This is a genomic window from Micromonospora noduli, assembly GCF_003264475.1.
GTDB lineage: Bacteria > Actinomycetota > Actinomycetes > Mycobacteriales > Micromonosporaceae > Micromonospora > Micromonospora noduli.
The window spans coordinates 546,656-564,060 of the sequence record NZ_PYAC01000012.1; the positions used below are offsets into that span (position 1 = coordinate 546,656).

18 protein-coding genes and 2 tRNA genes are annotated in these 17,405 nt (G+C 71.8%); 13 read left to right on the top strand and 7 right to left on the bottom strand.

Features of this window, described 5'->3' with window-relative positions; all coding sequences use genetic code 11:
• Positions 1-227: 227 nt before the first annotated feature.
• On the top strand, positions 228-1,259 hold the full coding sequence (locus MED15_RS17240; protein WP_112698912.1) for a 3-isopropylmalate dehydrogenase: 1,032 nt from the start codon (positions 228-230) through the stop codon (positions 1,257-1,259).
• 155 nt (positions 1,260-1,414) lie between these two features.
• Complete coding sequence (locus tag MED15_RS17245; RefSeq protein ID WP_112582051.1) at positions 1,415-2,512, top strand: branched-chain amino acid aminotransferase; 1,098 nt, start codon at positions 1,415-1,417, stop codon at positions 2,510-2,512.
• A gap of 51 nt (positions 2,513-2,563) precedes the next feature.
• On the opposite strand, the gene MED15_RS17250 is transcribed toward MED15_RS17245, so the two are convergent.
• The 4 genes from MED15_RS17250 to MED15_RS17265 all read right to left on the bottom strand — a co-directional run bounded on the left by MED15_RS17250 (position 2,564) and on the right by MED15_RS17265 (position 4,756).
• Positions 2,564-3,334: a tyrosine-protein phosphatase gene (locus tag MED15_RS17250; protein WP_112604377.1), complete on the bottom strand. Its 771-nt coding sequence runs from the start codon at positions 3,332-3,334 to the stop codon at positions 2,564-2,566.
• A gap of 56 nt (positions 3,335-3,390) precedes the next feature.
• A complete protein-coding gene (locus MED15_RS17255) occupies positions 3,391-3,849 on the bottom strand; it encodes a PRC-barrel domain containing protein (protein ID WP_112582479.1) in 459 nt (152 codons plus the stop codon).
• 179 nt (positions 3,850-4,028) lie between these two features.
• The gene (gene ahpD, locus MED15_RS17260; protein WP_112730687.1) at positions 4,029-4,559 is read right to left on the bottom strand and encodes an alkylhydroperoxidase, AhpD family; all 531 of its coding nucleotides are present in this window, start codon (positions 4,557-4,559) and stop codon (positions 4,029-4,031) included.
• 2 nt (positions 4,560-4,561) lie between these two features.
• A complete protein-coding gene (locus tag MED15_RS17265) occupies positions 4,562-4,756 on the bottom strand; it encodes a hypothetical protein (protein WP_112582047.1) in 195 nt (64 codons plus the stop codon).
• 316 nt (positions 4,757-5,072) lie between these two features.
• On the opposite strand from MED15_RS17265, the gene cimA reads away from it, so the two are divergent.
• Positions 5,073-6,656 (top strand): citramalate synthase, encoded by a 1,584-nt coding sequence (gene cimA, locus MED15_RS17270; RefSeq protein WP_112582045.1) that lies wholly within the window; start codon positions 5,073-5,075, stop codon positions 6,654-6,656.
• Between the two features lie 22 nt (positions 6,657-6,678).
• On the opposite strand, the gene MED15_RS17275 is transcribed toward cimA, so the two are convergent.
• Positions 6,679-7,662, bottom strand: a complete 984-nt coding sequence (locus MED15_RS17275) for an endonuclease/exonuclease/phosphatase family protein (RefSeq protein WP_425271080.1) — start codon at positions 7,660-7,662, stop codon at positions 6,679-6,681.
• Positions 7,663-8,001: 339 nt separating this feature from the next.
• Here MED15_RS17275 and MED15_RS17280 point away from each other — a divergent pair, with 339 nt between their 5' ends.
• The 7 genes from MED15_RS17280 to arfB all read left to right on the top strand — a co-directional run bounded on the left by MED15_RS17280 (position 8,002) and on the right by arfB (position 13,574).
• Positions 8,002-8,505, top strand: a complete 504-nt coding sequence (locus tag MED15_RS17280) for a hypothetical protein (RefSeq protein ID WP_112730685.1) — start codon at positions 8,002-8,004, stop codon at positions 8,503-8,505.
• Between the two features lie 305 nt (positions 8,506-8,810).
• A complete protein-coding gene (locus MED15_RS17285) occupies positions 8,811-9,860 on the top strand; it encodes an AAA family ATPase (protein WP_112582041.1) in 1,050 nt (349 codons plus the stop codon).
• Positions 9,857-10,870 carry a DUF58 domain-containing protein gene (locus tag MED15_RS17290; RefSeq protein ID WP_112736192.1) on the top strand — a complete coding sequence of 338 codons (1,014 nt, stop codon included), beginning with the start codon at positions 9,857-9,859 and terminating at the stop codon, positions 10,868-10,870. The genes MED15_RS17285 and MED15_RS17290 overlap by 4 nt, the downstream gene beginning before the upstream one ends.
• On the top strand, positions 10,867-11,826 hold the full coding sequence (locus MED15_RS17295; protein WP_112736194.1) for a VWA domain-containing protein: 960 nt from the start codon (positions 10,867-10,869) through the stop codon (positions 11,824-11,826). The genes MED15_RS17290 and MED15_RS17295 overlap by 4 nt, the downstream gene beginning before the upstream one ends.
• Before the next feature lie 38 nt (positions 11,827-11,864).
• Positions 11,865-12,719: a S1C family serine protease gene (locus MED15_RS17300; RefSeq protein WP_112582039.1), complete on the top strand. Its 855-nt coding sequence runs from the start codon at positions 11,865-11,867 to the stop codon at positions 12,717-12,719.
• Positions 12,720-12,937: 218 nt separating this feature from the next.
• Positions 12,938-13,114, top strand: coding sequence for a hypothetical protein (locus MED15_RS34240; protein ID WP_244220481.1), 177 nt, complete (start codon positions 12,938-12,940; stop codon positions 13,112-13,114).
• 34 nt (positions 13,115-13,148) lie between these two features.
• Positions 13,149-13,574 (top strand): alternative ribosome rescue aminoacyl-tRNA hydrolase ArfB, encoded by a 426-nt coding sequence (gene arfB, locus MED15_RS17310; RefSeq protein WP_091393146.1) that lies wholly within the window; start codon positions 13,149-13,151, stop codon positions 13,572-13,574.
• A gap of 13 nt (positions 13,575-13,587) precedes the next feature.
• Here arfB and MED15_RS17315 read toward each other — a convergent pair whose 3' ends face one another.
• Positions 13,588-14,454, bottom strand: coding sequence for a 3-methyladenine DNA glycosylase (locus MED15_RS17315; RefSeq protein WP_112736196.1), 867 nt, complete (start codon positions 14,452-14,454; stop codon positions 13,588-13,590).
• 36 nt (positions 14,455-14,490) lie between these two features.
• Complete coding sequence (locus tag MED15_RS17320) at positions 14,491-15,912, bottom strand: hypothetical protein (RefSeq protein WP_112736198.1); 1,422 nt, start codon at positions 15,910-15,912, stop codon at positions 14,491-14,493.
• A 174-nt stretch (positions 15,913-16,086) separates the two neighbouring features.
• On the opposite strand from MED15_RS17320, the gene MED15_RS17325 reads away from it, so the two are divergent.
• From MED15_RS17325 to MED15_RS17335, 3 genes are all read left to right on the top strand, one after another.
• On the top strand, positions 16,087-16,890 hold the full coding sequence (locus MED15_RS17325; RefSeq protein ID WP_091393135.1) for a fumarylacetoacetate hydrolase family protein: 804 nt from the start codon (positions 16,087-16,089) through the stop codon (positions 16,888-16,890).
• A gap of 108 nt (positions 16,891-16,998) precedes the next feature.
• Positions 16,999-17,070, top strand: a tRNA-Gln gene (locus MED15_RS17330).
• A gap of 134 nt (positions 17,071-17,204) precedes the next feature.
• A tRNA-Glu gene (locus MED15_RS17335) sits at positions 17,205-17,277 on the top strand.
• Positions 17,278-17,405 lie beyond the last annotated feature (128 nt).

Here is a 17,405-nt window from a genome sequence, read left to right on the forward strand (position 1 = left end):
CATCTGCCCCCTCGCACATGGCGCCGCGTCACCGCGACCCCGTTGGTCAGCGGGCCCCCGCGACCCACTGAGCACTACCGTAGGCAGCGGAGATGACCGCCCCATGAGTCCCAGCTGAGAGGGTGCTGTGCATTCCCCAATCCCAAATCGTGGACGCAGCGTACCGGGAGGCGGGACGGCGACGTACCGTTGCCCCGAACGGAACCGTTGAGCAGAGGAGTGCGGTCGTGGCGCGGATCGCGGTGGTGGCCGGAGACGGCATCGGGCCCGAGGTGGTCGCGCAGGCCCGCAAGGTCCTCGACGCGGTGCTGCCCGACGTGCAGGCCACCGAGTACGACCTCGGCGCCGCCCGCTGGCACCGTACCGGAGAGGTGCTGCCCGACTCGGTGCTGACCGAGCTGGCCGGGCACGACGCCATCCTGCTCGGCGCGGTCGGTGACCCGACCGTTCCGCCGGGTGTGCTCGAGCGAGGGCTGCTGCTCAAGCTCCGGTTCGCCTTCGACCAGTACGTCAACCTGCGCCCGTCCCGGCTCTGGCCCGGGGTCGCCGGCCCGTTGGGCAACGTGAAGCCGGGCGAGGTCGACCTCGTGGTGGTGCGCGAGGGCACCGAGGGGCTCTACGCCGGTGCCGGTGGTTCCCTGCACCGGGACACCCCGGCCGAGGTCGCCACCGAGGAGAGCCTGAACACCCGGCACGGCGTGGAGCGGGTGATCCGCGACGCGTTCGCCCGCGCCAGCCGCCGGGAGCGGCGCAAGGTCACCCTCGTGCACAAGACCAACGTGCTCACCCACGCCGGGTCGCTCTGGGCGCGTACGTTCGACGCGGTCGCCGCCGAGCACCCGGACATCGAAACCGAGTACCAGCACGTCGACGCCGCGGCCATGTTCCTGGTCACCCAGCCGCAGCGCTACGACGTGGTGGTCACCGACAACCTCTTCGGCGACATCCTCACCGACATCGCCGCGGCCGTCACCGGCGGCATCGGGCTGGCCGCCAGCGGCTGCATCAACCCCGAGGGGGCGTACCCCTCGATGTTCGAGCCGGTGCACGGCTCGGCGCCGGACATCGCCGGGCAGGGCATCGCCGACCCGGTCGCCGCGGTGCTCTCCGCCGCGTTGCTGCTGGAGCAGCTCGGGCACAGCGAGTCGGCCGCCCGGGTCAACGCGGCGGTCGCCGCCGAGCTGGCCAGCCGGGTGCCGGGCGTAACCCTGCGTACCGAAGAGGTCGGCGACCGGCTCGCCGCCCACGCCGTAGCCTGATCACCCCGGCCCGAGTGGCGACCGGCCCTGAGGCCGGTCTGCCACGCGCAGCCCGACCGGCGCTACCCGCTTAACGACCGTTCGGGGTAAGTTTCTGGCACAGCCATGTCGGTGTGCGGTCCCGCATGCCGTTGTTCCGCAGGGAGGTCAGCGCGATGAGCGGTGGTGACAAGCTCGACTTCGAGATCCGTCCGAATCTCGCGCCGGTATCCGCCGCCGATCGGGCCGCACTGCTGACCAATCCCGGCTTCGGCCGGGTCTTCACCGACCACATGGTCACCGTCCGCTACGCCGACGGCAAGGGCTGGTACGACGCCCGGGTGGAAGCCCGTGCCCCGATCCCGATGGACCCGGCCAGCGCGGTGCTGCACTACGCGCAGGAGATCTTCGAGGGGCTCAAGGCGTACCGCACTGCCGACGGTGGCGTGACGATGTTCCGGCCGGACGCCAACGCCGCCCGCTTCGCCACCTCCGCGCAGCGGATGGCGATGCCGGTGCTGCCGCCGGAGGTGTTCGTCGACTCGCTGCACAAGCTCATCGAGATCGACCGGGAGTGGATTCCCACCGGCGAGGACGGCAGCCTCTACCTGCGGCCGTTCATGTTCGCCAGCGAGGTCTTCCTCGGCGTCCGCCCGGCCAACGAGTACCTCTACATGGTGATCGCCTCACCGGTCGGCGCGTACTTCACCGGTGGCGTCAAGCCGGTCACCGTCTGGGTCTCTCCGGACTACACCCGGGCCGCGCCCGGTGGCACCGGCGCGGCCAAGTGCGGCGGCAACTACGCCGCGTCGCTCGCCGCCCAGGCAGAGGCCATCGAGGCCGGCTGTGACCAGGTCGTCTTCCTGGACGCGGTGGAGCGCCGGTTCGTCGACGAACTGGGCGGCATGAACGTCTTCTTCGTCTACGACGACGGCACTGTCGTCACCCCACCGTTGACCGGCACGATCCTGCCGGGCATCACCCGCGACGCCGTCCTCACGCTGGCCGGCGCGGCCGGACACCAGGTCGAGGAGCGGCCGGTCAGCTTCGCCGACTGGCAGGCCGACGCCGCCAGCGGACGCCTGAAGGAGGTGTTCGCCTGCGGCACCGCCGCGGTGGTCACCCCGATCGGTGGGGTCCGCTTCCCGGACGGCGAGTTCCTGATCGGCGGTGGCGAACCCGGTCGGGTCACCATGGCCCTGCGTCAGCAGCTGGTCGACATCCAGCGGGGCAAGGCGGCCGACCCGCACGGCTGGGTGCAGCGGGTCTTCTGATCTCCGTCGCTGCGCCGGCCCGCCCGCCCGGACGGGCCGGCGCAGTCGGCCCTACGCGTCGGTGGGCTGCGCCTTGGTGGGGGCGTCGAGCAGGTGGTCGCGGAGCGCGGCGAGCTGCTCGTCGGTCACCCCGGCGTGGCGCAGGTATGCCTCGACCGAGCCGTGCCCCGCGCGCAGCTCGTCGAGGAAGATCTGCATCGCCTCGGCGGGTGAGGCCAGAAACGGTGCCGGCACCTCCACTCCGTCCGGGTTGATGGAGGCCAGCCACGCGCTGTACCGGGCCGACGCCTCGCTGCTGAGCGCGTAGTCCGCGGTGATGTCCGCGTCGTCGACGCCGAGCACGGCGAGGGTCAGCGCGCACACGATGCCGGTGCGGTCCTTGCCGGCCACACAGTGCACGACCACCGGGGCGTTGGCGGAATCGGCGATCAGGCCGACCGCCTCGGCCAGCCCGGCGGTGCCGGTCTGCGCCAGGGCGGCGTACCGGTCCGCGAGGTACCGGGCCAGGCTCGCGCCCTCCTCGTGCGGCACGCCCGCCCAGTCGTCGTGCTCCGGGTGGATGTGCCGGTAGGTCAACCCCTGGTATGCCGGCACCCGGCCGTCCCGCTCCACCTCAGTGGGGCGGCGCAGGTCGATGACGGTGCGGATGCCGATCGCGACGAACGCGTCCCGGTCCTGTTCGGTGAGGCGGTGCAGCGAGTCGGAGCGGTAGAGCCGACCACGGCGTACGGGTCGGCCGCCGTGCCCGAGGTAGCCGCCGGCGTCGCGGAAGTTGAAGGTGGCGGGGAGCGGAATCTGTCGGCTGTCGTCGATGGCGTCCACGCCCTCACGGTAACGGCCGGCGGGGTCCGAGCCCCACCGGCCGTCGGGCCGAGCCGTCAGCGTGCCGTGCCGGGCGGAAGCGCACCGTACGTCTCGTCGTAGTAGCCGCCCAGCTGATCCCGGTAGCTCGGGTCGCTGTGGCTGGTCTCGTCGTACTCCGGGGCGGCCTTGATCTGGTCCCGGGTCCGGTCGACGGAGACGGTGCGCTGGTCGTGGTCGACCTGGTTGACGGTGCCGGCCGGCAACATCACCTTCTTGCCGAAGATCCAGGGCCCGGTGTCCACGACCAGGTAGCTGCCGCCCACCTCGTGACTGGCGCTGTCGATCTTGCCGATTCCACCGTCGGTGGCCTCGACCTTGTAGCCGACCAGGTCGACGTCGGCCACGCCGGCCTGGTCCCGGTAGCGCCAGGGGTCGAACGTGCCGGCTGGCGCGCCGCCGGGCACCGTGCCCTGGTCGCCGCCGCGCAGCGGGTCCGGCCCGGCGTGGGTGGCGTGCGGATCGATCCTGTCCATGCCGTTCACTCCTGACTGTCGCCGATCGTCTCGGCGTAGGTGGGTGTGTCCCCGCAGGAGCTACCCGGCTGTCGGGGGCCGGAAACGGCGACGGGTCGGGGTAGGGCGACGGGCCGAAGCGCGTACGGCAGGGGGCCGAGGTCGCGAGGTGCGGCATCGGCCCGTCGGGGCGTACGTGTTCAGGCCAGTGCGGCCTCGGCGTCCAGGGTGACCGCCGCGGCGTGCACCACGGCGGAGATCCGCAGGGCCTCGTGCAGCTGCTCCCTGGTGAAGCCGTTGGCGCGCAGCTTCTTCTCGTGCAACTCCAGGCACACCCCACAGCCCGTGACGGCCGACACGGCGAGGCACCAGAGCTCGAAGTCGCCCTTGTCCACCCCCGGCCTCGCGATGATCTGCATCCGTAGTCGGGCCGGCATCGAGGCGTACCGCTCGTCGCCGATCAGGTGCTTGGCCCGGTAGTAGATGTTGTTCATCGCCATGATCGCCGCAGCGCCCTTGGCCGCCTCGACACCCTCCGGCCCGAGGTGCCCGAGCGCCTCGGCCGCGATCTCCCGCAGCACCACCGGGTTGCGAGCGGTCACCGCGCAGGCCAGCGCGGTGCCCCAGGTCTGCACCGGGGTCAACGCCGAGGAACCGATGGTGGAGCCGAGGTTGACCCTGATGTCCTTGGCGTACTCCGGCAGGGCTGCCCTGATCGCGTCCAGGCCCATGGTCAGACTCCGGCGGCGGGGGTCTCGTCGGCGATCTCCGTCGGGCTGATGGAGGTGAAATCCATCGGCCCGACGAAGACCACACACCACGTGCCCTCGTGGGACGTGTGGTTGATCGTCCTGGACGCGTTGTTGGCGCCCAGCGATACGCAGGCGGCGAGTCCGTGCTCAGGTAAGCGGTCACTGACGGTGAGCACAGGTCCTCCTTGCAGACGGCACGGTGGCCGTCATCGGATCCACTCCAGATGCTTCCGCATGGCTGTTTCCCCCGATGAGTGGCCCGGTGGCTTGTGAAGCCGATCACGAGCGGCAGGTCGGGGCGAACGAACCCTCCGTCACCATCCCGCTATGTGGATTGTTCCTCCCAAAAACAGGGGAGGAGTGGCAGAGTGGCCATCGTGACCAGCACCGCCCTGATTATTGCGACCTAGCGCGCCGGCTCTCCCCTCTGCCGAGCGCGCAGACCTCCCGCATCCGCGGGAGGTCTTTTTGTTGCTCCGAGAAAGGATCCTGATGACGTTCCAGGTCTTCGACACCACGTTGCGCGACGGCGCTCAGCGCGAGGGGCTCACCTACTCGGTGGTCGACAAGCTGGCCGTGGCCCGGCTGCTCGACGAGTTCGGCGTCGGCTTCATCGAGGGCGGCTGGCCGGGCGCGGTGCCCAAGGACACCGAGTTCTTCCGCCGCGCCCGCACCGAGCTGGACCTGCGGCACGCCGTACTCGTCGCGTTCGGCGCCACCCGCAAGGCCGGCGTTGCGGTCGCGGACGACCCCCAGGTGCGCGCCCTGCTGGACGCGCAGACCCCGGCCGTGGCCCTGGTCGCCAAGGCCGACACCCGGCACGTCGAGCGCGCGCTGCGCACCACCGGCGCGGAGAACCTCGCGATGATCCACGACACCGTCAACCACCTCGTCCGCGAGGGTCGACGGGTCTTCGTCGACGGCGAACACTTCTTCGACGGCTACCGACACGATCCCGCGTACGGCGCTGCCGTGGTGCAGACCGCGCTCGCCGCCGGCGCCGAGCGGATGGTGCTCTGCGACACCAACGGCGGCATGCTGCCGTCCCAGGTGACCGCCGTGATCCACGACCTGACGAACAGGCTGGGGATCGACGCCGGGCTGCTCGGTATGCACGCCCAGAACGACACCGCCTGCGCGGTGGCCAACACGATCGCCGCCGTGGAGGCGGGGGTCCGCCACGTGCAGGGCACCGCCAACGGGTACGGCGAACGCCCGGGCAACGCGGACATCTTCGCGGTAGTCGCCAACCTCCAACTCAAGCTCGGCATGCCCGTCCTACCGGAGGGTTGCCTGGCGCAGATGGTGCGGGTCTCGCACGCCATCGCCGAGATCGCCAACATCGCCCCCGACACCCACCAGGCGTACGCCGGGGCCGCTGCCTTCGCTCACAAGGCGGGGTTGCACGCGAGCGCGATCAAGGTCGACCCGTTGCTCTACAACCACGTCGACCCGTCGGTGGTGGGCAACGACATGCGGATCCTGGTCACCGAGATGGCCGGTCGGGCCAGCGTCGAGCTCAAGAGTCGTGAGCTCGGCCTGGACCTGGCCGGCAGCCCGGACGCCCTGACCCGGGTCACCAAGCGGGTCAAGGAGCTGGAGGCGGGTGGCTGGTCCTTCGAGGCGGCCGATGCCTCCTTCGAGTTGCTGGTCCGCTCCGAGCTGCCGGAGGGCAGCCCGGCCCGACCGTTCACCCTGGAGTCGTACCGGGTGTTGGTCGAGCACCGCGAGGACGGCGCGGTGGTCTCCGAGGCGACCGTCAAGATCCGGGTTCGCGGTGAGCGGGTGATCGCCACCGCCGAGGGCAACGGCCCGGTCAACGCCCTCGACGAGGCGCTGCGGGTGGGGCTGGCGCGGCACTATCCGCAGCTGCGCGACTTCGAGTTGGCCGACTACAAGGTGCGCATCCTGGAGGGCAGCCACGGCACCGGCGCGGTCACCCGCGTCCTGCTGGAAACCTCCGACGGCGGTGGCCGGGACTGGACCACTGTCGGCGTCCACCCCAACGTCGTCGAGGCCAGCTGGCACGCCCTGGTGGACGCCCTCACCTACGGCCTGGCCCCCACCTCCGTCTGACTCCCCGCCTCCCCGCCCCCGGTCAGGGGGTGGGGAGGGTGAGGGTGGCCTGGACGGGGCGGTGGTCGCTGCCGGGCAGGGCGAAGACCTGCACCGAGCGGACCGCTATCCGGTGGTCGACCAGGACGTGGTCGATGGTGACGGGTGGGATGAGGTCGCCGTCGTACGGACCCCAGGTGCCGGTCAGACCCGCTCCGGCGGCATCGGCGGCGTCGACGTAACCGCTGCGCAGCAGGGCCCGCAGTGGACTGTGGTCGAGGGTTGCGTTGAAGTCCCCGGCGAGGATTCGCAGGCCACCGTCCGGGGTGGCCGGTGGTTGGGCGGTCAGGTCGGCGCGCCAGGCACCCATCTGGTCCAGCGCGTACGGCGCCGAGGGGTGGGCCGACTCGACGCGGACCGGAGGCCCGCCGGGGACGGGCACCGTCGCGTACGCCTGGCTGAAGCCCCAACCTTCGAGGTTGCGTCGGACGCCGCCGTCGGTGAGCGGCCACCGCGAGTAGAGGCCGGAGCCGGCGGTGCCGATCTCCGCGTTGAGCTGCCGGTGCGGCAGCAGCGTGTCCAGGCCGAGCCGATCCAGGGCGGCCTGCGCGTCCGGGGTGAACTCCTGCACGGTGAGCACGTCCACCTGGTGTCGCCGAACCAGCTCCACAAGCGTTTCCGCGTTGCCGGCCCCGGCGAGCAGATTGGCGGTGAGTAGCCGCACTGTCGGCCCGGCCGCCGCCGGCTGCGGGCTGGCCAGCGCCCGAGGTGTGACGGTGCCGAGCAACGCCACCGCCGCCAGGGCCGCGAGCGCCGCCGGCCACCAGCGCCGCAGGGCGAGCGCGAGCGCCAGAACCAGCACGCTGGCCCCCGCGACGTACGGCGTGAAGGCGAGCGCCTGCACCAACGGCCCCCGGTCCAGGCCGAGCAGTCGGGCGGCCGCCCAGAGCGCGGTGGGTACGACGGCAAGCCAGCAGAGCACCGTGCCGAGCCGAGCCCTTCGGTGCGCGGGTAGCGCGTCGACGATCACGTGATGATCGTAGTCGGGCCCGACGAACCCATTTCATGAATGACGATGCGCTCACATTTCACAATTATCTGACGGTTGGTTGACACCCCGGAAAAGCGAGATCAACTATTGACTGTCGGCTTTTTCTGGTGCTACGTTCCATCTGGTTTAAACGACGCAACTCTGAGTAGTAACCGCAGCTCAGAGGGGATGCAGATTGCTAAGAAATCAATCTCGTCGGGTGTGAGGAGGCAGCTTTCTTCCGCCCGACTGTCGTCGTACGCCTATTTATGGGCAGTCATCCGTCCCGCCCCGCGGGTCGGCCGAATTCGCACGGTCACACAAGGGGGACCTGTCATGAGCAAATCCTTCCGACGTAAGGTGGCGGCGGTCACGTTCGCTGTCCTGGGGCTCAGTCTCGCCGGTGGGGGCATCGCTATCGCCCAGCCGCAGGCGTTGGCGCCGCAGGAAACGGTCCAGCCGGCGGCACGCGGCAGCAACGCCCAACCGCCGGTCACCGCCGAGTCGGCCCGCACGGCGAAGGCCGCGCTGAAGGCCAACTCGACGCTCGTCGCCTCCACCACCATCGTCGTCGTCAACTCCAACGGCACCAAGGCGCGCGGTACCGGCACCGTCATCAAGTACGGCACCGGTCAGTACGAGGTGATCTTCGGTCGCAACGTCACGGCCGGCGTCTTCGTGGCCACCATCGGCCGGGCTGACGCCTGCTGCATTCCGCCGGCCGGCGAGATCTCGGTCGCGCCCCGGCTCAGCACGCCCAACGCGGTCTTCGTCCAGACCCGCACCTCGGCCGGCACTCCGACGGACCTGGGCTTCCACCTGGTCGTTCACCTCGCCTGATCGGCCCGACATCCGGCCCCCGTCGCCTGTGGCGCGGGGGCCGGACCCGGTCCGCTCGGCGCGCGGACCCTCCGGCCGCACCTCGGCCAGCCCGTGCCGAGGTTCGATGGGTCACGAGGGCCGTCCTCGACCGGTTCGTGCCGGTCGGGCGCTTCCTGGTCGGTCACCGGCCGGTTGGTAACCCCTCGGCGGGCTCGCGACGGTCGTCACCCTTCCGTGCGGCTCATCCCGATTCCGGCCACTCCGGGCCGGTCCGGCCCGCACAATCCCACGTTTGCCGAGCCTGTGCCCGGGAAGCAAGCACCGTGACGGACATCTCGGACACCCTGGCCAGCATGCCCAGCCCGGTCGATCCGGAGCCGACCGGCATCGAGCTGGAACAGACCCTCTTCGAGGTCAAACGCGTGATCGTCGGGCAGGATCGCCTCGTCGAACGCCTGCTCACCGCCCTGGTCGCCAACGGACACTGCCTCCTGGAGGGGGTACCCGGCGTGGCCAAGACACTGGCCGCGCAGACCCTCGCGACAGTGGTCGGCGGCACCTTCTCCCGGATCCAGTTCACCCCGGACCTGGTGCCCTCCGACATCGTCGGCACCCGGATCTACCGGGCGTCCAAGGAGACCTTCGACATCGAGCTGGGCCCGATCATGGCCAACCTGGTGCTGGCCGACGAGATCAACCGGGCCCCGGCCAAGGTCCAGTCGGCGCTGCTGGAGGCGATGGCCGAACGGCAGGTCTCAATCGGCGGGCGCAGCTGGCCGGTCCCGGAGCCATTTTTGGTGCTGGCCACCCAGAACCCGATCGAGTCCGAGGGGGTCTACCAGCTCCCGGAGGCACAGCGTGACCGGTTCCTGATGAAGGTGGTGGTCGACTACCCCAGCGACGCCGACGAGCTGGCCATCCTCTACCGGATGAGCACCGACCGACCCACCCCGCGCCAGGTGCTCGACGCGCAACGGCTGCGGGACCTCCAGATTCACGCCGAGCGGGTCTTCGTCCACCACGCGTTGGCCGAGTACGTGGTGCGGCTCATCCTCGCCACCCGCGACCCCGGCCGGTTCGGGCTGCCGGAGATCGCCCCGCTGTTGGCGTACGGGGCCAGCCCCCGGGCCACCCTGGGCCTGGTCGCGGCCGCCCGGGCACAGGCCCTGCTGCGGGGTCGGGAGTACGTGCTGCCCGAGGACGTCCGTGAGCTTGCCGTCGACGTCCTCGCCCACCGGCTGGTGCTCTCCTTCGACGCGGTGGCCGACGGGGTGTCGGCCGAGAGCGTGGTGCGACGGCTCGTGGAGGCGGTGCCGCCGCCCCGGCTGGCCACCGGACACCCGCAGCAGACACCGGATCTGGCGGCGGCATGAGACGCGCCACCGTCGCGCCCGTCGACCCCGGCCTGGCCGAGCTGGCCCCGGACCAGCGCCTGCGCCGCCTGGAGCTGACCGTCACCCGCCGACTCAACGGCCTGCTGCACGGCCAGTACCGTGGTCTGCTGCCCGGTCCCGGCAGTGAACCCTCCGGCAGTCGCGAATACCGGCCGGGCGAGGACGAGGTCCGCCGGATGGACTGGGCGGTGACCGCCCGGACCGCCGTGCCGCACGTCCGGCAGGTCGACGCCGACCGGGAGCTGACCACCTGGCTGCTCGTCGACGGCAGCGCCAGCATGGAGTTCGGCACCGCCGAGCTGGACAAACGGGAACTGGCGGTGGCCGCCGTCGCGGCGGTCGGCTTCCTGACCGCGGGCGTCGGCAACCGCCTCGGCGCCCAGGTGCTGCGCGCCGACGGGGTACGCCGCTTCCCGGCCCGCAGCGGGCGTACTCATCTGCTTGCCCTGCTCCGCGCGCTGCTCGCCGCTCCCCGGGCCACCGCGCCCACCGACCGGCCGGGGCGTGGGCCTGCGGCCCGACCGCCCGATCTGGCCGACGGCCTCGACGCGCTGCACCGGATCGCGAACCGGCGTGGGCTGGTAGTGGTGGTCTCCGACTTCCTCGACGGCCTGCCCGACGACCCCGGCCAGACAGCGCCCTGGGAGCGGACCATGCGCCGGCTGGCCGTCCGGCACCAGGTGCTGGCGATCGAGGTGACCGACCCGCGTGAGCTGGAACTACCGGACGTCGGACTGATCACGCTCGTCGACCCGGAGACCGGTCGGCACCGCGAGGTGTGCACATCGGACCGTGGGCTGCGCGAGCGGTACGCCGAGGCCGCCGCAGCCCAGCGCGAACAGGTCCACCAGGCGCTGCGCCGCAGTGGCGCCACCCACCTGCCGCTGCGCACCGACGGCGACTGGAGCGCGGACATCGTCCGGCACGTGCACGCCCAGCGTCGACTGGCCGCCGCGCCGGTCCGCCAGCCTCGGGGAGGTGCGGCGTGACCTGGCAGTCGCCGCTGCGACTCTGGCTGCTGCTCGGCGTGCTCGCCCTGGTCGTCGCGTACCTGGTGATGCAGCGGCGACGCAGCCGGTACGCGGTCCGCTTCACCAACCTGCGGCTGCTGGACCGGGTGGCGCCGGAGCGGCCCGCCTGGCGTCGGCACGTACCGGCCGGGCTCTTCCTGGCCATGCTGGCGCTGCTCGTGGTCGGCTTCGCCCGACCGAGCGCCGAAGTTCGGGTGCCCAGGGAACGGGCCACTGTGATGGTGGCGGTGGACGTCTCCACGTCGATGCTCGCCACCGACGTCGAACCGGACCGGTTGGCCGCGGCGAAGGAGGCCGCCCGGCGCTTCGTCGAGGGCCTGCCCGACGAGTTCAACGTGGGTCTCGTCGCGTTCGCCGGCAGTGCCGCGGTGCTGGTGCCCCCGGGCACCGACCGGGACGCCCTCGACGAGGGGATCGACCGGCTCGCCGAGGGCATCACCGGTGTCCAGGGCACCGCTATCGGTGAGGCCATCAACACCTCGCTCGGCGCGGTCAAGAGCCTGGACAGCGAGGCCGCGAAGGAAACCCCACCCGCCCGGGTCATCCTGCTCTCCGACGGCGCCAACACCTCCGGGATGGACCCGATGGAGGCGGCGGCGGAAGCGGTGAAGGCGGAGGTGCCGGTGCACTCGATCTCGTTCGGCACCCCGTCCGGGTTCGTCGACCGAGGTGGACGACCCATCCAGGTGCCGGTGGACGGACAGACCCTCAAGGCGGTCGCCGAGGAGACCGGCGGGATGTTCCACGAGGCCAGCACCACCGACGAGCTGCGGGCCGTCTACGACGACATCGGCAGTTCGGTCGGCTACCGCACCGAGCGGCAGGACATCTCGGCCCGGTTCATCGGCCTCGGACTGGTGTTCGCGATGGGCGCCGCCGCCGGCTCGATGCGCTGGTTCTCCCGGCTGCCCTGACCGCCGCGCCCAACCGACGTCGACCGTGAGGAGTACGCATGGCAGTGCAGACCGGACTGGGCGAACCGCGCGGTCCCTGGTTCATCTCACCGGAACTCGACCCGGACGGGCGCGGGTGGTGGGACGCGCCCGAGCGCGACCCGGGCGGGCGACGGCCCGGGCGGCTGCTCGCCGTGTTGGCAGTGGTGGCGGTCTCGGCCGTCTCCGGTGCTCTCGCCGGCGGCGTGGTGGCCAGCCGGGACGGGGCTGGGGGTCCGGCTGCGGCGTCCGCCGCCCCGGTGCCGGCCGAGCTGGTAACCGCGGCCGAGCGGACCGTACCCGGGGTGGTGTCGGTGCTGGCCGGCGGCGCGACCAGCGGGTCCGCGACCGGCTCCGGCTTCGCAGTGGACGACCAGCAGCACCTGATCACCAACGACCACATCCTGGCCAAGGCCGGTGGTGGGCCGGTGACCGTGGAGCTGCCCGACGGCCGCCGGTTCGCCGCCGAGGTGGTCGGACGGGAGCCGCGCAGCGACCTGGCGGTGCTGAAGGTGCCGGCATCGGCCGGTCTCACCCCGCTGCCCCTGGCCAAACCGGGCGCGACCCGGGTCGGTGAGCCGGTGCTCGCGGTGGGGTCGCCGCTCGGTCTGGCCGGAACGGTCACCGCGGGCATCGTCAGCGCGCTCGACCGGCAGGTGCGGCTCGGCAACAACCGGCACAGCGCGGTGCAGACGGATGCGTCCATCAACCCCGGCAACTCCGGTGGGCCACTGGTCAACGCGCGCGGGGAGGTGGTCGGGGTGAACACCGCCATCGCCACCATCGACGGAAACGGCTCGATCGGCATCGGGTTCGCCATCCCGATCGACCAGGTGCAGCAGACCGCCGACACGATCATCGGCAAGGGCGGCTGAGCTGCCCGAACGCCCTGACGGGGGCCACCACTGTCGGATATCCGGCCAGACGGCATCGGACCATGGAAATATTACGCTCGGTATGGATACTGGCGGAGGTGGAGCGTCCTCTTCTCACGGTCCTCCTGCTGGTGGGCCTGGTCATCGGATGTGCAGTGGGGTCTGCGTACGCCCGGGCACGACGTGGGTGGAACGATTACCAGACCGTCAAGAAATCGGTGCCAGGCGCCCGTCGGGGCGCCTGGTCGCTGATCCGCGGCGTCGTCGTGAAGGCCGCGGTGATCGGGGTGCTGCTCTTCGGCGCGGTGGCGTACGCGGCCGTCGGCTCCGACGAGGAGAGCGCCGGGCCGGCGCCCACCCAGTCGCCGACGCAGAGTGAGCCTCCGCACCGATGACCCCTGGCGGGTCGTCGCGGGTTAGCCTCGGGGCGTGGACGACGGACTGCGGGTGACCGACCGGTGGGTCGTCCCCGCCGGGGAGCTACGGGAGCGCTTCTCCCGCTCGTCGGGGCCGGGCGGGCAGGGTGTGAACACCGCGGACTCCCGGGTCGAGCTGAGCTACGACGTGGCCAACTCGCCGGCCGTGCCGGAGTGGCTGCGGCCGCGGGCGCTGGCCCGGCTGGCCAACCGCCTCGTCGACGGGGTGCTGACGATCGCGGCCAGCGAGCACCGGGCCCAGCTGGCCAACCGGGAGGCGGCCCGGGCACGGATGACCGCCCTGCTGCGGGAGGCCGCTGCGCCCCCGCCGCCGGCCCGCCGAGCGACCCGCCCGTCCCGTGGGGCCAAGGAACGCCGGCTGGCCGAGAAGAAACGCCAGTCCCAGCGCAAACGGGACCGCCGCGCCGACGACGACTGATCCCCGACGGCGACTAGGCCGGCACGGCGGCGAGCAGCCGGTCGCGCAGCACGGCGGCTCGCTCGGCGAACCCGCGCTGGGCCGCCGCGTACTCCGCCCGGCCGTCCGGGGTCTCCACGCGCACCGGCGGGTAGCCGAGTGCCGCCAGGTCGTACGGGCTGGCCCGCATGTCCAGCGTGCGGATGTCCCGGGCCAGGTCGAACGCGTCGGCCACCAGCTCCGAGGAGACCAACGGCGACAACTTGTACGCCCACTTGTACAGATCCATGTTGGCGTGCAGGCAGCCCGGCTGCTCGTGCGCGTGCTGCGTCTCCCGTGTCGGGGTGAGCAGGTTCAACGGGCGGGCCGGCTGCGTGAAGAACCGGAACGCGTCGAAGTGGCTGCACCGCACGCCCCGCTCCTCGACAACCTCGTCGGTGCGTTCCGCGCTGAGCCGCAGCGGCCAGGCGTTGTGCCGCAGCTCCTCCCGGGTCTGCCGGTAGACCATCGCCCACTCGTGCATCCCGAAGCAGCCGAAGTGCGCCGCACGTCCACGCGTCGCCTCCAGCAGGGAGCGGACCCAGGCGATCGACTCGCCGCGCCGGGCGCGTACCCCCTCGGTGTCGAGGGTGACCCCGGCGGTGCCGGCGCGGTAGTCGCGGCCGAACTCGGCCGGATCGGCGTCGAGCAGCTCGACCCCGGGCCCGGGATGCCAGCGCCGCAGCTGGGCCGGGCGGTGCGAGTAGTAGGTGAACAGGAAGTCGGCCACCGGATGCCGCTCACCGCGTCGTCGCCGGGCCAGGTGCGGGGTCAGCCAGACGTCCACCCGCTCCTCGTGGGCCCGTCGGCGGGCCTGCCACCGCGTCGCGTCGAGCACGGCGGGGGCGAGGGCGGCGGTCACGCACCCCAGGGTACGACCGCCGCCCGCACGCCGTTCTCAGGGCATCTGCACCCGGACCCCGGCGGAGAACACCCCGCTGCGCAGCTCCAGCTGCTGGGGCGGGTCCCGCCCGTCGACGGTGAAGACCAGCGGGAGCACCATCCGGGTGCCCGCCGCCATCGGGTCGGCGAAGACGTCCCGACCCAGGTTCGCCGTCCGGGTGGCCGACTCGTCGGTGCTCACCCAGCGCCCACCGGGCAGGTACGCCCGTTGCAGCTCGCTGTGCCAGGGCTGATGGTCGCCGGTGACGTTGCGCACACCCACTGTGGCCTCGCAGCGTCGCCCGTTGGCCGGTGCGGCACCGCCGCCGTCGACCTTCCCGGCGGTGCCGGGCGCGCCGCAGGTCATCCGGTACACGGTGAACTCGAACGCCGACTCGCGCAGCGGCACGCCCAGCGACCCGTTGACCCCGGTGCCCACCCACGCGCCGCTGGTGGGCTGCTTCTGCGTGTCGATCGCCGCGACCTGCCGGGTCGCCGTCCAACCCGCGGTGCCGACCACAGCGGCCAGCACCACGACGGCGGCGCCCACCAACATCCAGACCGGCGGGGTACGCCGACGCCGCACCGGACTCGGCGCTGCCGGGCGGGGGTAGACCATCCCGCGGCCACCCTCGGCGCCGCCACCGGTGGAGAGCGCGGCAGCCGTCACCCGCCGCCCGCGCCGACGTCGCCACACCCACACCAGGGCGGCGCTGATCAGCAGCAGGACCGCCAGTCCGCCGAGCAGCACCGGGTAGCGGCGCCACGGCGGCGCCTCGGTCACCTCGGCCGCCGGTGCCGCTGCCGCCTGCCAGGTGGCCGTGGCGCAGTCGTACGGCCGGCTGCCGTCACTGGTGAACGCGCAGGTCGGCGCGGTCAGCGGTTGGCCAGGCGCGGTCGCCGCGAGTGCGGTGCCCAGGGTGGTGGTGCTGTGCGCGGGCAGCCGCAACCGCCAGGTCACCTCGGTGGCCGATCCGCCGGCCGGGGTGGACCGGCCACCACCGCTGATCGCGGTCGTCGACGATCCGGGCGGCAGTTCCTGACGCACTGTGGTCTCCAGCGGAGAGTTGCTCACGTTGCGCACCTGGATCCGGTACCTCGGTGCCGGGCTGCTCTCCGTGGCGACCGCCACCGTGACCTGTTGCGGGGGCGCCGACGCCGGTGCCCGGGTCGGTGGTGCCATCGCCGGTGGCGCCGACGGCGGGGTGGGCTCGGTCACCCGCGCGACCATCGCCACCGGCGGCCGGGTTCCCGCTGGTGCTGGTGTGGCCGCCGGTGGTGGTGGGGCGGCCGCCGTCGGTTGTGGCGTGGCGGCCGGTGGTCGTGGCGCGGCCGCCGCCTCCGGAGCCGCCGACGGCAGGGCCGGCACGGCGGCGAGGATGCCGAGGCAGTGCACGAACACTGCGAGGGCTCTGTGGTGTCGTGTCGATGCAGGCATACGAACGAACCTCCGGAGCCGACGCTAGGGGCGAGCCGCCTCCGTGCGGGTACGAAGTCGAGAAGTCCGCCCCGGTCACCTCCAGCTCCGGTAGGGTGCCGCGCGCTGACGGGTTGAGCACACCCGACCGCCGGTCCTGGCCGGTTTGGGCGTCGGCGGCGCTAGATTGGCCGGGTGCGTATCGCTCGTTTCGCCCATGCCAAGGGAATGTCGTTCGGTGCCGTCGAAGGCGAAGCGGAGGCCGGGCCGCAGGGCCTGACCATCGCCGAGATCGAGGGCCACCCGTTCGGCAATCTCTCCTTCAGTGGGGCCCGCTGGGCCCTCTCCGACGTCCGGCTGCTCTCGCCGATCCTGCCCAGCAAGGTCGTCTGTGTCGGCCGCAACTACGCCGACCACGCCGCCGAGCTCGGCAACGAGGTGCCCAAGGAGCCGCTGCTCTTCCTCAAGCCGTCCACCTCGGTGATCGGCCCCCGGGACGCCATCCGGCTGCCGATCTTCTCCAAGCAGGTCGAGCACGAGGCGGAGCTGGCGGTCGTGATCGGGGCACCCGGTGCGCGCCGCGCCGACCGCGCCGCCGCCGAACGTGCCATCTTCGGCTACACCTGCGCCAACGACGTCACCGCTCGGGACCTCCAGCGTTCGGACGGGCAGTGGACCCGGGCCAAGGGCTTCGACTCGTTCTGCCCGATCGGCCCCTGGATCACCACCGGGCTGGACGTCTCCGACCTGGAGATCCGGTGTGAGGTGGGTCGCAACCCGGAGGAGATGGAGGTACGCCAACTCGGCCGGACGAAGGACATGGTCTTCGACGTGCCAGGTCTGGTGTCGTACATCTCGCACGTGATGACTCTGCTGCCCGGCGACGTCGTTCTCACCGGCACTCCAGCCGGGGTTAGCCCGCTTGTCGAGGGGGATACCGTCACCGTGCGGATCGACGGCATCGGCGAGCTCACCAACCCGGTGGTGCCCGTCGCCTGATCCGTCTGATGCCCCTGTTTCCGCAGCTCACGGGTGGTTCGGGGGGATCGGATTTGGCCTGCCGGCACCGGGAGGGTAAAGTTCACTCCCGGCGCCGCAAGGGGCCAATGGGGTATGGGGTAATTGGCAGCCCGACTGATTCTGGTTCAGTTAGTCTAGGTTCGAGTCCTGGTACCCCAGCGCTGCTGGAATTCGCGAGAATTTCCAGACGCTGGATTCTGACGGAGTTCGACTCCGCCCCTTCGGGGGCGGAGGGTGGTCTTCGGTAGAGTGCAGCTCCTCCACCGGTAAGGTGGGGGAGCAAAAGTTGTTCTGGCCCCGTCGTCTAGCGGCCCAGGACGCCGCCCTCTCAAGGCGGTAGCGCCGGTTCGAATCCGGTCGGGGCTACAGCGTGCACAGCCCGTCTCACCTCGTGAGGCGGGCTGTTTCGTGTCCGCCGCCGGGCCCGTTCCGGCCTCCGTCGGGCCCTCGGGTGACAGCGCACCCCGCGCTCGTGCCCGGGTACGGTGCCGCTA